The organism is Nocardia sp. NPDC057663, from assembly GCF_042799895.1.
Lineage (GTDB): Bacteria > Actinomycetota > Actinomycetes > Mycobacteriales > Mycobacteriaceae > Nocardia.
The window spans coordinates 473,857-490,233 of the sequence record NZ_JBHVHX010000001.1 but is presented as its reverse complement, the minus strand read 5'-3'; the positions used below and the strand labels follow the sequence as shown (position 1 = coordinate 490,233).

The following is a 16,377-nucleotide window of genomic DNA, read 5'->3' as shown; positions in this document are numbered from 1 at the left end:
CCCGCCGATCCTGTCCGTCCACGTCTGCGATATCCAGGGCGTGACGTGCGATCTTTCGTTCCGAAATGTGCGGAACGCGGAACCGGTATAGGGTCCGGTTCTCTACGGGAACAGGAAGGGAGCGGTTGCCATAACGCTTCGGATTTGGCTGAGCAGTGCGGGCGCGGCGACGGTCCAGGTGATGCGGTTGTTGCGCGAGAACCCCGATGGGGTCGATGTCACCGTGTACGCCAGTAATGTGGATCCGAGTGCGGCTGCCCTCTCGGTGTGCGATGTATCGGCGATCGAACCTCGGTATGTCGGCAACGAGGAGTACGCGCAGTTCGCGCTCGACTTCTGTCGTACGCACCGCATCGATGTCCTCATCCCGCCGCGGCGCCTCGACGCGCTCGCGGGCCGGGCCGCGGACTTCGCCGCGGTCGGCACCAGTCTCATGTGTTCGCCGTTGTCGGCGGTGCGGGCGCTGACCAGCAAAGTCCGCACCTACGAGATCGCCGGTGCGGCGGGCATTCCCGTGCCACCCTGGCGGGAAGCGACCGACGCCGACGAGTTCTACGCCGCCGTCGACGAGCTGTCGCGCGGCGGGGAAACGCTGTGCATCAAGCCGAGTGGTGAGTACTCGGCGTTCGGCTTCCGCATCCTCGACGACCGCCCGCTGACCCTGGCGAGCCTGCGGGTCGCGCCCCGGCCGGTGGCCTCGGTCGAGGCGGTAGCGGGGGCCCTGCGGCGGGCGGCCGAGGAGGGGGAGTTCGTGCCCCCACTGCTCGTCATGCCGTTTCTCGAAGGTCCGGAGATCAGCATCGACTGCCTGTCGGCTCCGGGAGGTGAACTGCTGGTAGGTATTCCGCGCGCCAAACAGGGCCGCTTCCGCATGCTGCTGGACGACCCCGCGCTGGTCGACATCGCCCGGCAGCTCGTCCGGCACTTCGAACTGGCCTACCTGACCAACGTGCAATTGCGTTATCACGGTGGACAACCAGTGCTGCTCGAGGTCAACCCACGCCCGTCGGCGGGCCTGTTCCACACCGCCTTCGCCGACGTGAATCTGCCCTGGGCCGCGGTCCGCCTCCTGCTGGAACGGGATTCAGGCTTGCGGCGACCACCGCGACTCGGCGCCTGCCTCGCCGTGGCGGAAGCGGTCATGGAGGTCACCCCGCACCGGGACGATCAGGCGCCGGACAGGGTACGCAGGAGCGCCGACCTCGTACCGGGCTGATCGGAGTAGTCCTCAGCTGCTCGCCTACCGGGGTTGTCCCTGGTAGGCGAGCAGTGCGACCAGTGCCTGGCTCTCGCGCCATGGGTGGTTCGAACCATCAACAAGGCCGTAGCAGCGTGTGATTGCCCAGAGGGGTGCAGCACATTTCCGATCTTCGTTCGAAGATCGAGCGTCTCACCGAAGAGCTGAATGCCGAGCAGCGTTCACTCGTGCGCGAACTGCGACGTGAAGAAGTGCCCGATGTCGATGTCGCGACCTTGCTGAATGTGGCGCGTCAGCGAATCGGTCAGCTGGCGAAATAGGGGCGTCGAAGTGTGTGACAACCCACCTCGGCTGCTCGATGGCGCTGTCGTCGAGATGTTCGCGTCTGCTCGAGGTGCTGAGTCGACCGGGCGCACGCGGCATATCGAGGGTTTGATTTTCGAGCGCGTGTGACGGCTAGGTGGGCCGGCGCAGGTGGTTCAGGCCGTCGAGGAGCAGGTCGAGGCCGAAGGTGAAATCGGCTAGTCCGGAGTGGGTTCCGTCGATGACCAGGGTGGCGAGGGTGTGCATGTGGGGGTGGGTTTCCGGGGGGATCAGGGGGAGGAACCGGGTTGCCGCCGAGGCGTATTCGGAGGGGTCGAGGGGGAAGTTGATGGCTTGCAGGGTGAAGCCGTAGATGTGGCTGTCCAGGGCGTTCCAGGCTCGGTCGGCTTGTTCGTAGGTGAAGCCCGCGGTGATCAGGCAGGCGAGGGTGGCGTCGATGTAGCGGAGCATGGCGGGGCCGACATTGACGCGGGAGCCGAGCAGGCCGGTGGCCCAGCGGTGGCGGAGCAGGACTTCGTGGGCCGAGGTGGCGCGGTGGCGTAGCTCGGCCTGCCAGTCGCCGTCTGCGCGGGGAACGTAGATCTCGGCGACGACCAGGTCGATGATGCCGTCGAGGAGGTCGTCCTTGTTGGCGACATGGTTGTACAGCGACATCGCCTCTACGCCGACCGCCTTGGCGAGTTTGCGCATCGACAGCGCGTCCAGGCCCTCCCGATCGGCGAGGTCGATCGCCGCGCGCAGGACTCGTTCCCTGGTCAGCGGGGTGCGTGGCATGCGGCTCCTGACTGATTCCTTGACTCACTTACGGCGTAAGCGTACCGTCTGACGCGACATACTTACGCTGTAAGTGCGAGATGAGGGACGTCATGACCGATGTGGATACGGCTTCGATGACCGCGTGGGTAGCTCCTCGGTACGGCGGGAGCGAGGTGTTGCGGACCGAGATCGTGCCGCGCCCGGCGGCGGGGCAGCGGGAGGTGGTGGTCCGGGTGCGGGCGGCCTCGCTGTGCAGCGGGGATCTGCACCTGCTCAACGGGACCCCGTATCTGCTGCGGCTCGGGTTCGGGCTGCGCAGGCCCAAGCATCGGATGATCGGGCAGAATCTCGCGGGCGAAGTGGTCGCCGTCGGCGCCCTGGTCACCGAATTCCAGGTGGGCGACCGGGTTTTCGGTGTGGTACCCAGCGGCGCCTTCGCCGAATATGTGTGCGCCGAAGCCGGTTCCTTCGCCATCGTGCCCGCTGCGCTGAGTATGGAAGAGGCTGCGGCGATACCGGATTCGGGGATGACGGCCTTGCAGGGCCTGCGCGATATCGGCAAAGTCGCGCCGGGCCAGCGGGTTCTGATCAACGGCGCGTCCGGCGGCGTCGGCAGTTTCGCGGTGCAGATCGCGAAGGCGCTCGGGGCGCACGTGACCGCGGTGTGCAGTACCCGGCACGTCGAGATGGTGCGCGGAATCGGCGCCGATGTCGTGATCGACTACACCGCAGACGATTTCACCCACACCGATGCCCCGTACGACGTGCTCTTCGATCTGGCGGGCAACCGCAGACTCCGCGATTGCCGCCGGGTGCTGACGGCGGACGGTGTGTTCATCTCTTCCGCCGCCGCCCCCGGCGACAACTGGTTCGGCCCGGTCCGCTGGCTCGGCGAGGTCGCGCTCACCGACCTGTTCGTCCGCCAGACGCTGAAGGCGCTGCTCATGCGCCCCGCGGCCGCCGACCTGCAATACCTGGCCGGCCTGGCCGCCGACGGCGCCGTGCGCCCGGTGATCGAGCGCCGTTTCCCCCTGTCCGACACGGCGGCCGCCGTCGAGGTCTTCGCCCGCGGGCACGCCTCGGGAAAGACCGTTCTCACTACGTTGTGAACCCCGACTCGGCGGCTGTCCTGGGTGCGATCGCCGACGTCCGGAGGTCGGCTGCCAGACCAGGGCGAGGGGTCGGGGTGGGCGCGGCCTCGGTATCGAGTCGATGCGGAAGCCGCGCCCCCTGGTGCGTCACCTCGCGGTGAACAGGGCGGTGATGTCGACCGTGTGGGCCATGACCGCGGCGCCGGCGTCGTTGAGGTGCATGCCGTCGCCGCTGTCGAACTCGGGGCGGATGAAGTCGGGGCGCTCCGGGTCGGCCACCGCGCGGTCGACGTCGAAGACCGAGTCGAAAACATCGGTGGTGCGCAGCCATTCGTTGACAGCGTGCCGGGTCGGCTGGGTTTCCAGCAGCGGCATGCCGGGGTAGACGCAGCCGGCGTAAGGGCCGATGGTCGCGACGTGCACGCGCAGACCGGCCGCGTGCGCGCGCTCGGCGAGTTCGGTGAAACCGGCGATCAGCTGCTCGGTGGTGGCGGAGGGCTGTCCGCCCATCGCGCCGAGGATCAGGTCGTTGATGCCGAAGTTCACCAGGAGGTCGGTGACGCCGGGAACCTGGAGTGCGTCGGAATCGAGACGCGCCAGGCCGGATTCGCCGATCTCACCGGCGGTGAGCCGGTTGCCGGCGATGCCGTTGTTGACCACCCAGCCCCGGGTGAGGCGCGAGTTGACGACGTCGACGGAGCGACGGTTGGCGCTCAGCGTGGTGCCGACACCTTCGAACCAGGAGTCGCCGAACGCCACCGCGATCGGGGGCTGCCCCGAGGTGAGTACGTCGATGCCGGTGACGAAGAACCGGAACGGAACTTCCTCCGCGCCGGGCAGTTCCACGTCGACGGTGCGATCGCCCGCCGCGAGGTAGGAGATCTCGCCGGGCTGGTGGGAGAACGTCGCCGGGCCGGTCGGCCCCGGGAGGTACAGGCTGAGCAGCAGGTCCTCGCCTGCGGCGACGGCCAGGTCCAGCGGATCGCTGACCAGCTCCGCGCCGGGCTCGATGACCGCGATCGGGGCACCGTCGAAGCGGACCTCGGCATCGGTGGCGATCGCCGAACCTTCCTTGCGCAGGGCCAGTCGCGCGGCACCGATCATCAGCGGCGCGGACCCGTACCGATTGGTCAACCGCACCCGCACCGCGTCGCCGCCGCCCGCCATGTGCAGCACCTGCCGCACCGTCTCGTCACTGAACGACCGCGATTCGGCGAGCTTGATCTGCTCGTCCGGGCTGATGACACCCGACCGGAACCCGGCGACCCACGTCTTCTGCATGACCACTCCATTAGTTGCTTCGAGGAATATTGCGTATGCATAGGTCTACTCTGAAGTATTCCTCGCGTCAACTATCCGCATGGCAAGCATCGGCTAGGGTGGTCCCATGCACGAACTGTTCGACGACCCCCGGCTGACGATCTCCGGTCTGCTCTTCGAGGCGCACAGCGGACTGATCGCCAAGGTCGAACCGGCGTGGAACGCGCACGGCCTCTCCGGTCTCGACCTCAACGCCCTCATGCGCCTGAGCCGCTCACCGAACCGCCGCCTGCGCATGTCCGACCTGGCCACCCAGACGGAGCTGTCCACCAGCGGTGTCACGCGCCTGGTCGACCGCCTCGCCAAGGCGGGCCTCGTCGAACGTCAACTCGATCCCACCGACCGCCGCAGCGCCTACGCGGCCCTGACCCCCGCGGGCATCCGGCGCCTCGAAGAAGTCCTCCCGGACTACCTCGCCGCGCTGGAGACCTGGCTCACCGGCCGGCTCACACCAGCCCAACTCGACGGCCTGGTCACCGGCCTGCGCATCATCCGCGACGCCACCAACCCCTCGGCCACCGCCATCGCCGACCCGCCACCTCGGTCATGAGCCCGGCGTCACTGTCGGCGGGCAGTGGTCAGTCGGCGAGTTCGCCTGCGGTGCGCCAGGAGTGGCGTTCGGCGGCGAAGGCTTCGGCTTGGATGGCGCGGAAATCGGTGATGGCGGCCGCGTTGTCGGCGAGGAAGGCGCGGTAGTCGGCGAGGCGGAATTCGCCTTCTTCGGTGAGGATGTCGACTTTTCCGGCGGCGAAGTCGGCACGGAGGTCGAGGAGTTCGCCGGGGTCGACGGGGTGCCAGCGAATGCGGTCGAAATAGCGGAGGAGCCAGGGGGTTTCGGAGTCGGTGCGGAAGCGGTCGACGCCGGGGCCCGCGGTGCCGGTGGGGCGGGCGCGGTGGTTCCAGACCTGGGTGGTGCGGCCGACGAACTGGTAGCCGCCGGGGCCTTCCATGCCGTAGATGCAGAGGTAGGCGCCGCCGATACCGACGGCGTTCTCCGGGGTCCAGGTGCGGGCGGGGTTGTATTTGGTGGTGACCAGGCGGTGGCGGGGATCGGTGGGGGTGGCGACCGGGGCGCCGAGGTAGACGTCGCCGAGGCCGAGGACCAGGTATTCGGCGTCGAAGACGGTGCGGTAGACGTCGTCGACCGAATCCAGGCCGTTCATGCGGCGGATGAACTCGATGTTCCACGGGCACCAGGGGGCGTCGGCGCGGACGCCGTGCATGTAGCGGGTGATCGCCTCGCGGGTGGACGGGTCGTCCCAGGAGAGGGGCAGGTGGACGGTGCGGCTCGGAACGACGAGCTGATCCGAATTCGGTAGTTGCGCTTCGGCTTCGGCGAGCAGGTCGAGGAGCTGCCGGATCGGGAGGACGGCGGGGTCGACGCGGACCTGCAGGGAGCGGATGCCCGGGGTGAGCTCGATGACTCCTCGCGGACCGGCTTCGATCAGATGCTGGTGCAGGGCGTGGACCCGGGCGCGAAGACCGAGATCCAGTGTGAGCGTGCCATATTCGACAAGGACGCCGTCGTCGCCCTGTCTGCGATAGGTCACGCCGGTCTCGTCGTCGACGGCGGTGCGGCGCAGGATGCCGTCGTCGCCGTCGCGCCCCGCCGAGAGCACGGTGCCGAACGACGCTCGGCGGCGCGCGCCGAGTTCGTGTGCGGGAGCGGCGTGCTCGGAGCGAACGGGAACGAAGCGGACCTTGTCGCCCGGCGTGAGCTGGCCGAGCTTCCAGCGGTCGGCCGCGACAACCGTCACCGGGCAGACGAAACCGCCCAGACTCGGGCCGTCGGGGCCGAGGAGAATCGGGGTGTCGCCGGTGAAGTCGAGCGCGCCGATCGAATAGGCGTTGTCGTGGATGTTCGACGGGTGCAGGCCCGCCTCGCCGCCGTCGGTGCGCGCCCACTCCGGCTTCGGGCCGATCAGGCGGACGCCGGTGCGGTCGGAGTTGAAGTGCACCTCGTAGTCGGTGCCGATGATGGTGTCGAAATCGGTGCGGGTGAAGAACTCCGGCGCGCCGTGCGGGCCCTCGGTGACGGCCAGTTCCCAGCGGTGGCCGAAGGCGGGGATGTCGGCCATCGGGACGGCGGGGGCGCGACGATGTGCTGGTTCGCCGAGCGTCAGCGACTCGTCGGCGCGCAATGCCGCGCCGGTGCCGCCGCCGAACTTGCCCAGGGTGAATGTCGCTGCGCTGCTGAGGAATTGCTCGACCTCGATACCGCCGGATACGAGGATGTAGGTGCGCATGCCGGGTCCGCGGATGGCGCCGACATCGAGGACGCCACCGGCCGGCACCTCGACGGTGCGCCATTGCTCGACCGGATGACCGTCGACGCGCACCTCGGCGACCGCGCCGGTGACGCACACCCAGGTCGACTCGGTGAAGCGCAGCGCGGGCCCACCCAGCGTGCACTCCAGCCCCGCCGCGCCCTCCTGGTTGCCGAGCACCCGGTTCCCGAGCCGGAACGACAGGTCGTCCATCGGACCGGACGGCGGAACGCCGATGTGCCAGTAGCCGATTCGCCCCGGCCAGTCCTGCACGGTGGTCTGCATTCCGGGACGCAGGACGTCGATGCACCGCGCGAGCTGGGATGGCGATGTGGATGCCGGGACGCCGGAGTTCCTCGCTACGGCCTCCGGTCGGCGGATGCCCGCCTCGGGAGAGCCGGTAGCCAGTGTCCCGGGTGAGTCGACGCCCGAGCTCGAGGTGGCGGCGGAGCGATGAGTTGTGGTGGCCGCCGCCGTCGCCTGCTGGGCGGTAGCCGTTTCGGCGGCGATCCGGGTGTCGGTGAGACTCATCGGGTCACCACCATGCGGACCGGCGTCGGGTCGAAACCGTTGCAGGGGTTGTTGATCTGGGGGCAGTTGGAGACCAGGACCAGGGTGTCGACCTCGGCCCGCAGGGTGACCTTCTTGCCCGGCGCCGACAGTCCGTCGACGATGCCGAGGGTGCCGTCGGCCTCGACCGGCACGTTCATGAACCAGTTGATGTTGGACACCAGATCCCGCTTGCCCAAACCCCATTCGAGGGCCGCGGTCAGGAAGTTCTCCACGCAGGCGTGCTGGTGACGGGTGTGATGGCCGTAGCGCAGGGTGTTGGATTCCTGGGAGCAGGCGCCGGCGATGGTGTCGTGGTTGCCGACCTCGTCGGCGACGACCGTCATCAGCGGGGTGCCGCGTTCGGTACGCAGGACGCTACCCGTGGTGAGGAAGATATTGCGCTGGGCGGCGACGGTGGCCTGGGCGCTGTAGCGGTCGGTGCGGTCGGCGGCGGAATAGAGCAGGCAGTCGACGGCCTGGTTGCCGTGCAGGTCGATGATCTCGAGCTGATCGCCGGCGCGGACGATCGCCGACCACGGCGCCTGGGCGGGGACGGTCTCGTCGAGGACGACGGTGCGGGTGGTCGTTGTCATGCCAGAACCTCCGTGTTCTGCGCGGCGGCCCAGGCGGCTTCGGTGTTGTCCACGGCCCGCCGGTATTCGGGGTCATCGTTGGGTGTGGCCGCGAGATCTGCCGGCGAGGACCAGGCGAGGACGTCGAGGTCGCCGGTGGGGCGGTCGTCGAGGGGGTGGGGAGCGTTGGCGACCAGGAGGGTCACCGGCAGGTGGATGATCAGGTCGACGGCGGCGCCCGCCGGGCCGTTGCCGGTCGACTCGATCCCACCGTCCGCGGCGACCCGCGCACCGCGGAACAGCGCGATCGACGGGCCGATGTCGCGTGGCTCGAGGCCCTGCTTGGCCCCGGCCAGGTGGAGTTGGTGGCGGCCGTCGGTGGTGGGGCCGCACAGGGTGTCGTGGTGGCCGGCGGAGTCGGCGACCACGGTGGCCAGGACCCGGCCCTGGTCGGACAGCAGCGGGTGTCCCGCACTCAGGTAGGCCTGCCACGGCACCTTCACGGTGTCGGCGACGTTCAGCCGCTCCCAAGGTGATTCGGCGCGCAGCAGGAACAGGTGCGCGCAGGTGGTGCCGGTCGGGTCGGCGAGCCGGACGCGGGTCCCGCGGCCGAGCACGACATTCGCGTAGCTGCCCGGCGGAATTCGCTGTGCAACAACGACTGCCGTGGGGTCGACGCCGACCGGTGTCTCCGGGATGGCCATGGTGGCCGCCGCGGCCTGGGCGCGCGCATGGGCACGGGCGCCGTCGGTGGAGTTGGTACTCGTCATCGTTCTCCTGTGTTTTTGGAGCGCTGGCGCGCTCGAGTCGGCGGCCCCTTGTGTCCCGCCGGTCAAGCACCGTTGCTTGCTCCTTCGTCGCCTACGCAACGGCGCCTGACCGGCGGGACGGCCGCCGACGGCCGCTTCGTGGCCTGCTCCTCCTCGAGGTCGGGGCGTGCGGGGTCGGGAGGGCGGTTCGGGGCTGATTGGGGGTGTGCCAGGTGAATCAGGCTGTGGCGGGTGCGGTTTCGGCCACGGGGAATTCGTTCTTCGTGGCCACCACGAAGCGGTACACGATCGCGCCTGCGGTGAGGATCACGGCGACCGACAGCGGGCCGGCCCACAGCTGCCACCAGTTGCCGCCTGCCGGGGTGTACACCTCCGGGCGCGGCCAGGCCAGGTTGATCACCATGGCGATGCCCCAGATCACCGCGAGCGCGTTGACCGGAATGCCCCAGCGGCCCAGGGTGAACAGCGTCGGGTCGTCCAGTGCGGGCATGCCCTTGATCCTGCGCACCAGCAGTGGCACGGTGACCAGCAGATACGCCAGGTACAGGCTGACGATGCAGACACTGGCCAGGGTGGCGAAGATGGCCGGGTTGCCGAGGTTGAGCACCAGCAGCCCGATGCCGAGCGCGCCGATCACCACGGCGGGCCACACCGGCGTACCGAAGCGCGGGTGCACGGTCGCGAGCGCCGTCGAGAACGGCAGCTTGCCGTCACGCGCCATCGAGAACATCAGGCGCGAGCCCGCGGTCTGGATCGCCAGCGTGCACACGATCACCGCGACCGCGACACAGCCGAGCAGGACCGATCCGGCGGGGCTGTTCAGCTTCGAGGTGATGACGTAAGCCAGTCCGCCGGAAGCCAATTCGCCGTCGGACAGGCTGGGCGCCGCCATCAGCGCGCCGAGCAGCATGAGCCCGCCGCCGAGCGCCGAGACCGACAGGGCGAGCAGGATGGTGCGCGGCGCGACCCGGCGCGGATTCTTGGTCTCCTCGGACAGCTCACCGGCGGAATCGAAGCCGACCATCACGTACGCGGCCATCAGACCGGAGACCAGGAACGCCGCCCAGTACGGGCCGGGCGCGGCCTGGTCGGTCTGCGTGACGACACCGGGCCCGCGCTCGGCACTGGTGAAGAACAGCGCGATGATCGCCAGCACGCCGACGATCTCGATGGTGACGCCGATCGAGTTGATCCGGGCCATCAGGTCGATGCCGATGACATTGATCGTGGTGGTCACCACCAGCAGCACGCTGCCGAGCAGCACCGCGTTCATCGCGCCGTCGCGGGAGGTGAGCGCGGTGTCGGTGCCGACGATCTGGAAGCCGCTCCAGATCGTCGGCAGCACGACCTGCAGGGCGATGGCGGCCGCGGCGGCCGTGACGACCTGCGCGATCACCATCATCCAGCCGGCGAACCAGCCGATCAGCCCGCCCGCCAGGCGGCGTGACCACTGATAGATACAGCCCGAGATCGGATACCGGGCGGCCAGCTCGGCGAAGTTCAGGGCCACCAGGAACTGGCCCGCGAAGACCAGCGGCCAGGTCCAGAAGAACGCGGCGCCGCCGAACGAATAGCCGAAGCCGAAGAACTGGAAGATCGTGGTGAGGATGGAGACGAACGAGAAGCCTGCCGCGAACGACGCGTAGCGTCCCAGCTTGCGATGCAGGACCGGCTGATAACCGAACGCCGCCAGGTCGGCGCTGTCGCGGCCGGAGTCGAGCGGTTCGGCGGGGGAATCGAGAGTCGTGGCCATGTCGGTGTCCTTCGGCGGTGCGGCCAAATATCTATCAGGCGATAGTTTTGCGCTCGCGATCGCTCGAAGGGTGTCCGGCGTGTATCAGGTGTGGGGCCTGCGGTAACTTCTGCGTTGCCCAAGTTTCTATCAAGTGACAGGAATTCGACCGCGCGGCACCTTCGCTGGTGAGCTGCCCGCTTCGGCCCTGGTCGGGGCCCGATGACAGAATCGGGAGGTGGCAAACCTCGGTCCCGGGCGTCCCCGGCTGGAACAGCGGCGCAGGCAGGGAACCACGCCGCGCGCGGAGATCCTCGACGCGGCGGCGGAGCTGTTCACCACCAAGGGCTATGCCAACACCTCCACCCGGGCGGTGGCCGACGCGGTCGGCATCAGACAGGCCTCGCTGTATCACCACTTCGCGGCCAAGGACGACATCCTCGACGCGCTGCTGGCCGAAACCGTCGCCGGTCCGGTCGAATTGGCGCAGCGGATGCTCGGCGAGCCGGAGCCCGCCGCGACCAAGCTCTACGCACTCGCCCTGTTCGACGTGCGCCAGTTGCGCAGCGCGCGATGGAATCTCGGCGCGCTGTATCTGCTGCCCGAACTGCGCACCGAAAGGTTCGTCGTGTTCCGGCGCCACCGGGACGAGTTGCGCGGGCACTACGAACGACTCACCGCCGAATCCTGCGCTGCCGCAGGGCAGTCCGATGAGGTACGCATTCTGCCGTTCCGGCTGGTCGAGACGGTGATCGCCATCCGGTCCGACGAGGGGGCCGCGGCCGTCGAGACCGAGCGTGTCATCCCGGACGCGATCATGCGCATAGTCGGGCACCGTGGCGATGTCGGCGCGGCGGCCGACGCGCTCCTCGCGCGACTGGGCGAGATCGACATCGATCCCGCCTGAGCGGTACCGGCGCGGTGCCGGTGGGTGGCACCGCGCCGACAGTCTCAGTTCTTGATGAACGCCAGGATGTCCTGGATGAGCTCCTGCTGGTAGGCGCCGAAGATGCCGTGCGGAGCGCCGGGGTACACCTTCAGCGTCCCGTTCTGCACGAGCTCGATCGACTTCAGCGCGGCACCCGCGATCGGCACGATCTGATCGTCGTCACCGTGCGCGATGAAGATCGGCACCTCGAGCGCCTTCAGGTCCTCGGTGAAATCGGTCGCCGAGAACGCGGCGACGCACTCGTAGGCGGCCTGGATACCCGCGAGCATGCCCTGGCGCCAGAAGTCGTCCTGCGCGCCCTTCGAGACGGCGGCGCCCTCGCGGTTGAAGCCGAAGAACGAGGGGGCGAGCTCCTGGTAGAAGTTCGAGCGGTCGGCCAGCACACCGGCACGGATGCCGTCGAACACCTCGATCGGCAGGCCGTCGGGGTTGGCATCGGTCGCGACCATGATCGGCGGCACCGCGCCGATGGTGACGACCTTGGCGACCCGGTCCCTGCCATGCTGCGCCGCGTAGCGCACGACCTCGCCACCGCCGGTCGAGTGCCCGATCACGATGACGTCGCGCAGGTCCAGCGATTCGACGAGCTCGGCGAGGTCACGCGCGTAGGTGTCCATGTCGTTGCCCTGCCACGGCTGCGACGAGCGGCCGTGACCGCGGCGGTCGTGCGCGATGACACGGTAGCCGGCGTCGGCGAAGGTCTTGCGCTCCAGCGCCCACGCATCGGAACTGAGCGGCCAGCCGTGGCTGAAGACGACGGGTTGACCGGTGCCCCAGTCGGAGAAGTAGATCTCGGCGCCGTCGGAGGTGGTGAAGTAGGGCATTGCGCTCCCGTCAGAGGTGCGGATGGATAGGTTGCCCATAGTTGTCGGAACGGCGTCGGCTGTCGCCTACCGGAACGGCCGCGGATCCCGCCATTTCGGACAAGCATTAGATTCATCGTCATGTCTCTACCCCCGGATCGTGTCCGCCACAACGCATCTAGTGGGACACGGCGTATCGGGTTTCTCCTGTTCGACGGGGTGAAAGCGCTCGATTACATCGGTCCCGCAGAGGTTTTCATCGAGGCGAATCAATTCGCCGATGCCTACGAGGTCTTGCTGTTCTCACCCAGCGGCGCACCCGTGCACAGCTCGGTCGGCCAGGGGGTTGCCGTGACGGCTGCGGCAGCTGACGCGCCCGCGCTGGACACGCTCGTCATACCGGGGAGCGAAGTCCGTCCCGCCGACTTCGTCCGACCCGATCTCGTCGAGGCCACGCGCGCCCTCGCCGCACGGAGCCGCCGGGTCGTCTCGATCTGCAGCGGCGCCTTCGTGCTCGCCGAACTGGGAATGCTGGACGGTCGCAGCGCGACCACGCACTGGAAGTTCGCCGCCGAACTCGCGCGCCGGTACCCGCGCGTCGACGTGCAGGCGGATCGAATCTTCGTGCAGGAGGCCGACATCGCGACGTCGGCCGGTGTCGCCGCCGGCATCGATCTCGCGCTCGCGCTGGTGGCCGACGATCTCGGCAGTTCCATCGCGCGTCAGGTCGCGCAGGGTCTGCTGGTCTACCTGCAGCGTTCCGGTGGGCAGACCCAGTTCTCGACGCCGCTGCGCGCGGCCGCGTTGCCGCCGGGACCGGTGCGCGCGGTGACCGATCTCATCGCGCGGGATCCGGCGAAGCGGCACAGCGTGCGGGACCTCGCGCGGCACGTCAATGTGAGCCCGCGCCATCTCACCCGGCTCTTCGCCGAGGAGGTCGGGCTCAGCCCGGCCGAGTACGCGGCGAGCGTACGGTTCGATCTGGCCCGCGCCCGGCTCGAGGCGGGCAGCTCGGTGAGCCGGGCCGCCGCTGATGCCGGGTTCGCCAGCGCCGAGGCATTGCGGCGGGCTTTCGTCGCGCGGCTCGGTGTGTCGCCCTCGGACTACCGGCGGAGATTCAAGTCGGGGGCGAGCGCCTAGCTCCGGTGACGGCGTCAGCGCGAGGTCGGCAGTGCGATCTGCCGGTGCGGGTTCAGCGCGCCGGCGATCTCGGGGCAGCGGGTTCGAGTCCTAGGGCTGAGTGGCCTCGGTGAAGCGGGTGGCGAGGGTGCGGAGGTGGGTGATGAGTTCAGGGGGTTCGTGGACTCGGAAGGGGAAGTCGAAGGAGGCGATATAGACGGCCAGTTCGGTGAGATCGTCGGCGCCGGTGCGGAGGAGGCAGGTTTCGGGGTCGAGGGGTTCGATGACCCCGACAGTCGGGGCGATGCGGTCGGCGGCGACAGTGGCGGGGACCGCGAGAGTGATGGTGGCCTGGTACCGATAGGGGGAGGTGGTGATGCCTCGGGTGAGGTAGCCGCCCAGGTCGAGGTCGGGGGCTTCGCGGGGAGTGAAGCGGGGGCCGGTGGGGACGCGCGGGGTGAGGCGGTCGGCGCGGTAGGTGCGCCAGTCGGCGCGGTCGGTGTCCCAGGCGATGAGGTACCAGTGGCGGCCGGTGTGGGCCAGGCGGTGGGGTTCGACGGTGCGCAGTGTCGCTGTGCCGTCGTGGGCTCGGTAGTCGAATCGGAGGCGATGGTTGTCGCGGATGGCGCCCGCGACGGCGGTGAGGACATCGGGATCGACGGGAGTGGTGGCGGCGGGGACCGTGACGGTGACCGAGTGCAGCAGGCTGACCCGGTGGCGCAAGCGTGACGGGAGGACCTGCTCGAGTTTGGTGAGGGCCCGCAGGGAGCTGTCCTCGATACCGGCGACGGTGCCGCCCGCCGCGGTTCGCAGGCCGATGGCGACGGCCACCGCTTCGTCGTCGTCGAGCAGGAGCGGCGGCAGCTTCGCGCCCGCGCCGAGTCGGTAGCCGCCGACGCCGGGCGTCGCGTCGACCGGATAGCCGAGTGCGCGCAGCTTCTCGATATCGCGGCGCACCGTGCGCGCGTCGACTTCCAAGCGCTCGGCGAGTTCGGTGCCGGTCCAGTCGCGGGGAGTCTGCAACAGCGACAGCAGGCGGAGCAGGCGGGCTGATGTCTCCAACATGAAAGAAATTCTGCCCGACAGCTAGGGCGGAACCTGTCCTAGGTGGCTCCTATCGTTGTATTCATGAGCGACGAGATCCAGCGATTCCGTATCGACATTCCGCAACAGCAGCTCGACGACCTGCGCAACCGGCTCGACACCGCGCGCTGGCCCGCCGCGCTGCCCGGCGACGACTGGGACACCGGTGTGCCGACCCGCTACCTGCGTGAGCTCGTCGACCACTGGCGCACCGGTTACGACTGGCGTGCCGAGGAAGCGAAACTCAATGCGCACGAACAGTTCACGACCGTGATCGACGGACAGCGCATCCACTTCCTGCACGTGCGCTCGGCCGAACCCGATGCGGTGCCGCTGCTGCTGACACACGGCTGGCCCGGTTCGGTCGCGGAATTCCTCGACCTGATCGGCCCGCTAACCGACCCCCGCGCACACGGCGGCGACCCGGCCGACGCTTTCCACGTGGTGATCCCGTCACTGCCCGGCTTCGGGTTCTCCGGACCGGTCACCGAGGGCGGGTGGACCGTGCGCAGGATCGCGCAGGCGTGGGCCGAGCTGATGACCCGGCTCGGGTACCAGCGCTTCGGGGTGCAGGGCGGCGATATCGGCGCGGCGGTGAGCCCGGAAGTAGGGCGGGTGGCGCCGGATCGGGTGATCGGCGTGCACGTCAACGGTGGCGCGGGCTCGGTCCCGCAGCTGCCGCTGTCCGAGGAGGTCAGCGCGAGCCTGACCGAGCTCGAACGCGACCGCATCCGGCGGATCGAGGCGTTCATGAACGAGGAGTTCGGCTACATCGCCGTGCAGTCCACCCGTCCGCAGACTCTCGCCTATGGGCTGGTCGACTCGCCGATCGGGCAGCTGGCGTGGATCCTGGACAAGTTCCGGGAGTGGACACACCCGCGCGAGACCCTGCCCGACAAGATCATCGATCGTGATCGGCTGCTGACCGATGCGATGATCTACTGGCTCACCGGCACCGCGGGGTCCGCGGGCTATGTCGGCTACGCGCAGCCCGGGGAATGGGGTGCGGTGCCGGAGAATTCGGGCGTGCCGACCGGTGTGCTGGTGCTCGCCCACGATGTGGCGATCCGCCGCTTCGACGAGGCGGAGAACACCATCGTCCGCTGGAATGACGTCGATCGGGGCGGGCACTTCGCGGCGTTGGAGGAACCGGAACTGCTCACCACCGATGTGCGTGAGTTCTTCCGCACGCTGCGCTGATCATTCGGTGAGTTCGCCCGCCGAGCGCCAGGATCGGCGTTCGGCGGTGAGCGCCGGGTCAGCGCGACGTCGGCGGTGCGATCTGCCAGTGCTGGTTCAGCGCGCCCGCGATCTCGGGGAGCACGGTGATCGGGACCCGCTTGGCGCGCAGCATCTCCCGGATCTCGGTCACCTGTTCGCGTTTGCGCATGTCGTAGGCGCCTGCCACCGGGCCGACCACCGGCGGGATGGACAGCAGGACCAGTTCGTCGGTGGTCTCGCCGGTCAGGTCGAGCGCCAGCGCCCAGCGGGATCGCTCGTCGAGGGTGAAGCGGCCCGCGACGACGCGATCCCACGGCACCGTCGACGAGCGGAACGGGGTCCTGGCGTAGATCGCGTGCTCGGTGAGCTCGACGACATCACGCACGAACAGCGCGACGCCGGCCGCGACCCCGGCGATCGCGCCGACGAGGATCCCGGTGACGACCCGGTTCACCCCGAACATCGCCAGGAACAACCCGACGACGCCCGTGGTGGCCAGCAGCCCGATCAGGCAATAGAACAGGCTCCGACCAGCGGGCACGACACCGGCACGCACGACCGACATGCGAACCTCCCTCTCCACGACTCGCGGCCCACCCTAGCGGTGATCACCGCGCCGA

General features: G+C 69.0%; 16 protein-coding genes. 7 read left to right on the top strand and 9 right to left on the bottom strand.

The annotated features are described in order from the left end of the window. Positions 1-130: 130 nt before the first annotated feature. The gene (locus ACFVAV_RS02400) at positions 131-1,216 is read left to right on the top strand and encodes an ATP-grasp domain-containing protein (protein WP_379029922.1); all 1,086 of its coding nucleotides are present in this window, start codon (positions 131-133) and stop codon (positions 1,214-1,216) included. Between the two features lie 134 nt (positions 1,217-1,350). Continuing rightward, on the top strand, positions 1,351-1,518 hold the full coding sequence (locus tag ACFVAV_RS02395; RefSeq protein WP_379028683.1) for a hypothetical protein: 168 nt from the start codon (positions 1,351-1,353) through the stop codon (positions 1,516-1,518). A 136-nt stretch (positions 1,519-1,654) separates the two neighbouring features. On the opposite strand, the gene ACFVAV_RS02390 is transcribed toward ACFVAV_RS02395, so the two are convergent. Then, positions 1,655-2,296, bottom strand: a complete 642-nt coding sequence (locus ACFVAV_RS02390; RefSeq protein WP_379028681.1) for a TetR/AcrR family transcriptional regulator C-terminal domain-containing protein — start codon at positions 2,294-2,296, stop codon at positions 1,655-1,657. A 92-nt stretch (positions 2,297-2,388) separates the two neighbouring features. Between ACFVAV_RS02390 and ACFVAV_RS02385 the strand changes: the two genes are divergently transcribed. Continuing rightward, positions 2,389-3,387 carry an NAD(P)-dependent alcohol dehydrogenase gene (locus tag ACFVAV_RS02385; RefSeq protein ID WP_379028679.1) on the top strand — a complete coding sequence of 333 codons (999 nt, stop codon included), beginning with the start codon at positions 2,389-2,391 and terminating at the stop codon, positions 3,385-3,387. Positions 3,388-3,516: 129 nt separating this feature from the next. Here the strand turns inward: ACFVAV_RS02385 and ACFVAV_RS02380 are convergent, their stop codons facing one another. After that, a complete protein-coding gene (locus tag ACFVAV_RS02380; protein WP_379028677.1) occupies positions 3,517-4,650 on the bottom strand; it encodes a GDSL-type esterase/lipase family protein in 1,134 nt (377 codons plus the stop codon). Positions 4,651-4,756: 106 nt separating this feature from the next. Here ACFVAV_RS02380 and ACFVAV_RS02375 point away from each other — a divergent pair, with 106 nt between their 5' ends. Further along, a complete protein-coding gene (locus ACFVAV_RS02375; RefSeq protein ID WP_379028675.1) occupies positions 4,757-5,239 on the top strand; it encodes a MarR family winged helix-turn-helix transcriptional regulator in 483 nt (160 codons plus the stop codon). 28 nt (positions 5,240-5,267) lie between these two features. On the opposite strand, the gene ACFVAV_RS02370 is transcribed toward ACFVAV_RS02375, so the two are convergent. The 4 genes from ACFVAV_RS02370 to ACFVAV_RS02355 form a co-directional block, all read right to left on the bottom strand. Further along, positions 5,268-7,241 (bottom strand): 5-oxoprolinase/urea amidolyase family protein, encoded by a 1,974-nt coding sequence (locus ACFVAV_RS02370; protein ID WP_379029920.1) that lies wholly within the window; start codon positions 7,239-7,241, stop codon positions 5,268-5,270. A 242-nt stretch (positions 7,242-7,483) separates the two neighbouring features. Then, positions 7,484-8,101, bottom strand: coding sequence for an urea amidolyase associated protein UAAP2 (locus ACFVAV_RS02365; RefSeq protein ID WP_379028673.1), 618 nt, complete (start codon positions 8,099-8,101; stop codon positions 7,484-7,486). Continuing rightward, positions 8,098-8,850 carry a DUF1989 domain-containing protein gene (locus ACFVAV_RS02360; RefSeq protein ID WP_379028671.1) on the bottom strand — a complete coding sequence of 251 codons (753 nt, stop codon included), beginning with the start codon at positions 8,848-8,850 and terminating at the stop codon, positions 8,098-8,100. Before ACFVAV_RS02360 ends, ACFVAV_RS02365 begins: the two co-directional genes overlap by 4 nt. A gap of 217 nt (positions 8,851-9,067) precedes the next feature. Next, positions 9,068-10,603, bottom strand: coding sequence for an amino acid permease (locus tag ACFVAV_RS02355; protein ID WP_379028669.1), 1,536 nt, complete (start codon positions 10,601-10,603; stop codon positions 9,068-9,070). A gap of 217 nt (positions 10,604-10,820) precedes the next feature. Between ACFVAV_RS02355 and ACFVAV_RS02350 the strand changes: the two genes are divergently transcribed. Further along, entirely contained in the window at positions 10,821-11,489 is a 669-nt protein-coding gene (locus ACFVAV_RS02350) for a TetR/AcrR family transcriptional regulator (RefSeq protein WP_379028667.1), read from the top strand. 44 nt (positions 11,490-11,533) lie between these two features. Here ACFVAV_RS02350 and ACFVAV_RS02345 read toward each other — a convergent pair whose 3' ends face one another. Then, positions 11,534-12,355, bottom strand: a complete 822-nt coding sequence (locus tag ACFVAV_RS02345) for an alpha/beta fold hydrolase (protein ID WP_379028665.1) — start codon at positions 12,353-12,355, stop codon at positions 11,534-11,536. A 120-nt stretch (positions 12,356-12,475) separates the two neighbouring features. Between ACFVAV_RS02345 and ACFVAV_RS02340 the strand changes: the two genes are divergently transcribed. Beyond that, entirely contained in the window at positions 12,476-13,474 is a 999-nt protein-coding gene (locus ACFVAV_RS02340; protein WP_379028663.1) for a GlxA family transcriptional regulator, read from the top strand. A gap of 90 nt (positions 13,475-13,564) precedes the next feature. Here the strand turns inward: ACFVAV_RS02340 and ACFVAV_RS02335 are convergent, their stop codons facing one another. Further along, the gene (locus ACFVAV_RS02335) at positions 13,565-14,518 is read right to left on the bottom strand and encodes a helix-turn-helix transcriptional regulator (RefSeq protein WP_379028661.1); all 954 of its coding nucleotides are present in this window, start codon (positions 14,516-14,518) and stop codon (positions 13,565-13,567) included. A 63-nt stretch (positions 14,519-14,581) separates the two neighbouring features. Between ACFVAV_RS02335 and ACFVAV_RS02330 the strand changes: the two genes are divergently transcribed. Continuing rightward, positions 14,582-15,736 carry an epoxide hydrolase family protein gene (locus ACFVAV_RS02330; RefSeq protein ID WP_379028660.1) on the top strand — a complete coding sequence of 385 codons (1,155 nt, stop codon included), beginning with the start codon at positions 14,582-14,584 and terminating at the stop codon, positions 15,734-15,736. Between the two features lie 58 nt (positions 15,737-15,794). On the opposite strand, the gene ACFVAV_RS02325 is transcribed toward ACFVAV_RS02330, so the two are convergent. Further along, on the bottom strand, positions 15,795-16,322 hold the full coding sequence (locus ACFVAV_RS02325; protein WP_379028658.1) for a hypothetical protein: 528 nt from the start codon (positions 16,320-16,322) through the stop codon (positions 15,795-15,797). Positions 16,323-16,377: the final 55 nt, after the last annotated feature.

Excerpts from the sequence above, each read along its gene's own strand:
- ACFVAV_RS02370 (WP_379029920.1), bottom strand. The coding sequence starts at position 7,241 with ATGCAGACCACCGTGCAGGACTGGCCGGGGCGAATCGGCTACTGGCAC.
- ACFVAV_RS02375 (WP_379028675.1), top strand. The coding sequence starts at position 4,757 with ATGCACGAACTGTTCGACGACCCCCGGCTGACGATCTCCGGTCTGCTC.
- ACFVAV_RS02340 (WP_379028663.1), top strand. The coding sequence starts at position 12,476 with ATGTCTCTACCCCCGGATCGTGTCCGCCACAACGCATCTAGTGGGACA.
- ACFVAV_RS02335 (WP_379028661.1), bottom strand. The coding sequence starts at position 14,518 with ATGTTGGAGACATCAGCCCGCCTGCTCCGCCTGCTGTCGCTGTTGCAG.
- ACFVAV_RS02355 (WP_379028669.1), bottom strand. The coding sequence starts at position 10,603 with ATGGCCACGACTCTCGATTCCCCCGCCGAACCGCTCGACTCCGGCCGC.
- ACFVAV_RS02345 (WP_379028665.1), bottom strand. The coding sequence starts at position 12,355 with ATGCCCTACTTCACCACCTCCGACGGCGCCGAGATCTACTTCTCCGAC.
- ACFVAV_RS02385 (WP_379028679.1), top strand. The coding sequence starts at position 2,389 with ATGACCGATGTGGATACGGCTTCGATGACCGCGTGGGTAGCTCCTCGG.
- ACFVAV_RS02390 (WP_379028681.1), bottom strand. The coding sequence starts at position 2,296 with ATGCCACGCACCCCGCTGACCAGGGAACGAGTCCTGCGCGCGGCGATC.
- ACFVAV_RS02330 (WP_379028660.1), top strand. The coding sequence starts at position 14,582 with ATGAGCGACGAGATCCAGCGATTCCGTATCGACATTCCGCAACAGCAG.
- ACFVAV_RS02380 (WP_379028677.1), bottom strand. The coding sequence starts at position 4,650 with ATGCAGAAGACGTGGGTCGCCGGGTTCCGGTCGGGTGTCATCAGCCCG.
- ACFVAV_RS02365 (WP_379028673.1), bottom strand. The coding sequence starts at position 8,101 with ATGACAACGACCACCCGCACCGTCGTCCTCGACGAGACCGTCCCCGCC.
- ACFVAV_RS02325 (WP_379028658.1), bottom strand. The coding sequence starts at position 16,322 with ATGTCGGTCGTGCGTGCCGGTGTCGTGCCCGCTGGTCGGAGCCTGTTC.
- ACFVAV_RS02360 (WP_379028671.1), bottom strand. The coding sequence starts at position 8,850 with ATGACGAGTACCAACTCCACCGACGGCGCCCGTGCCCATGCGCGCGCC.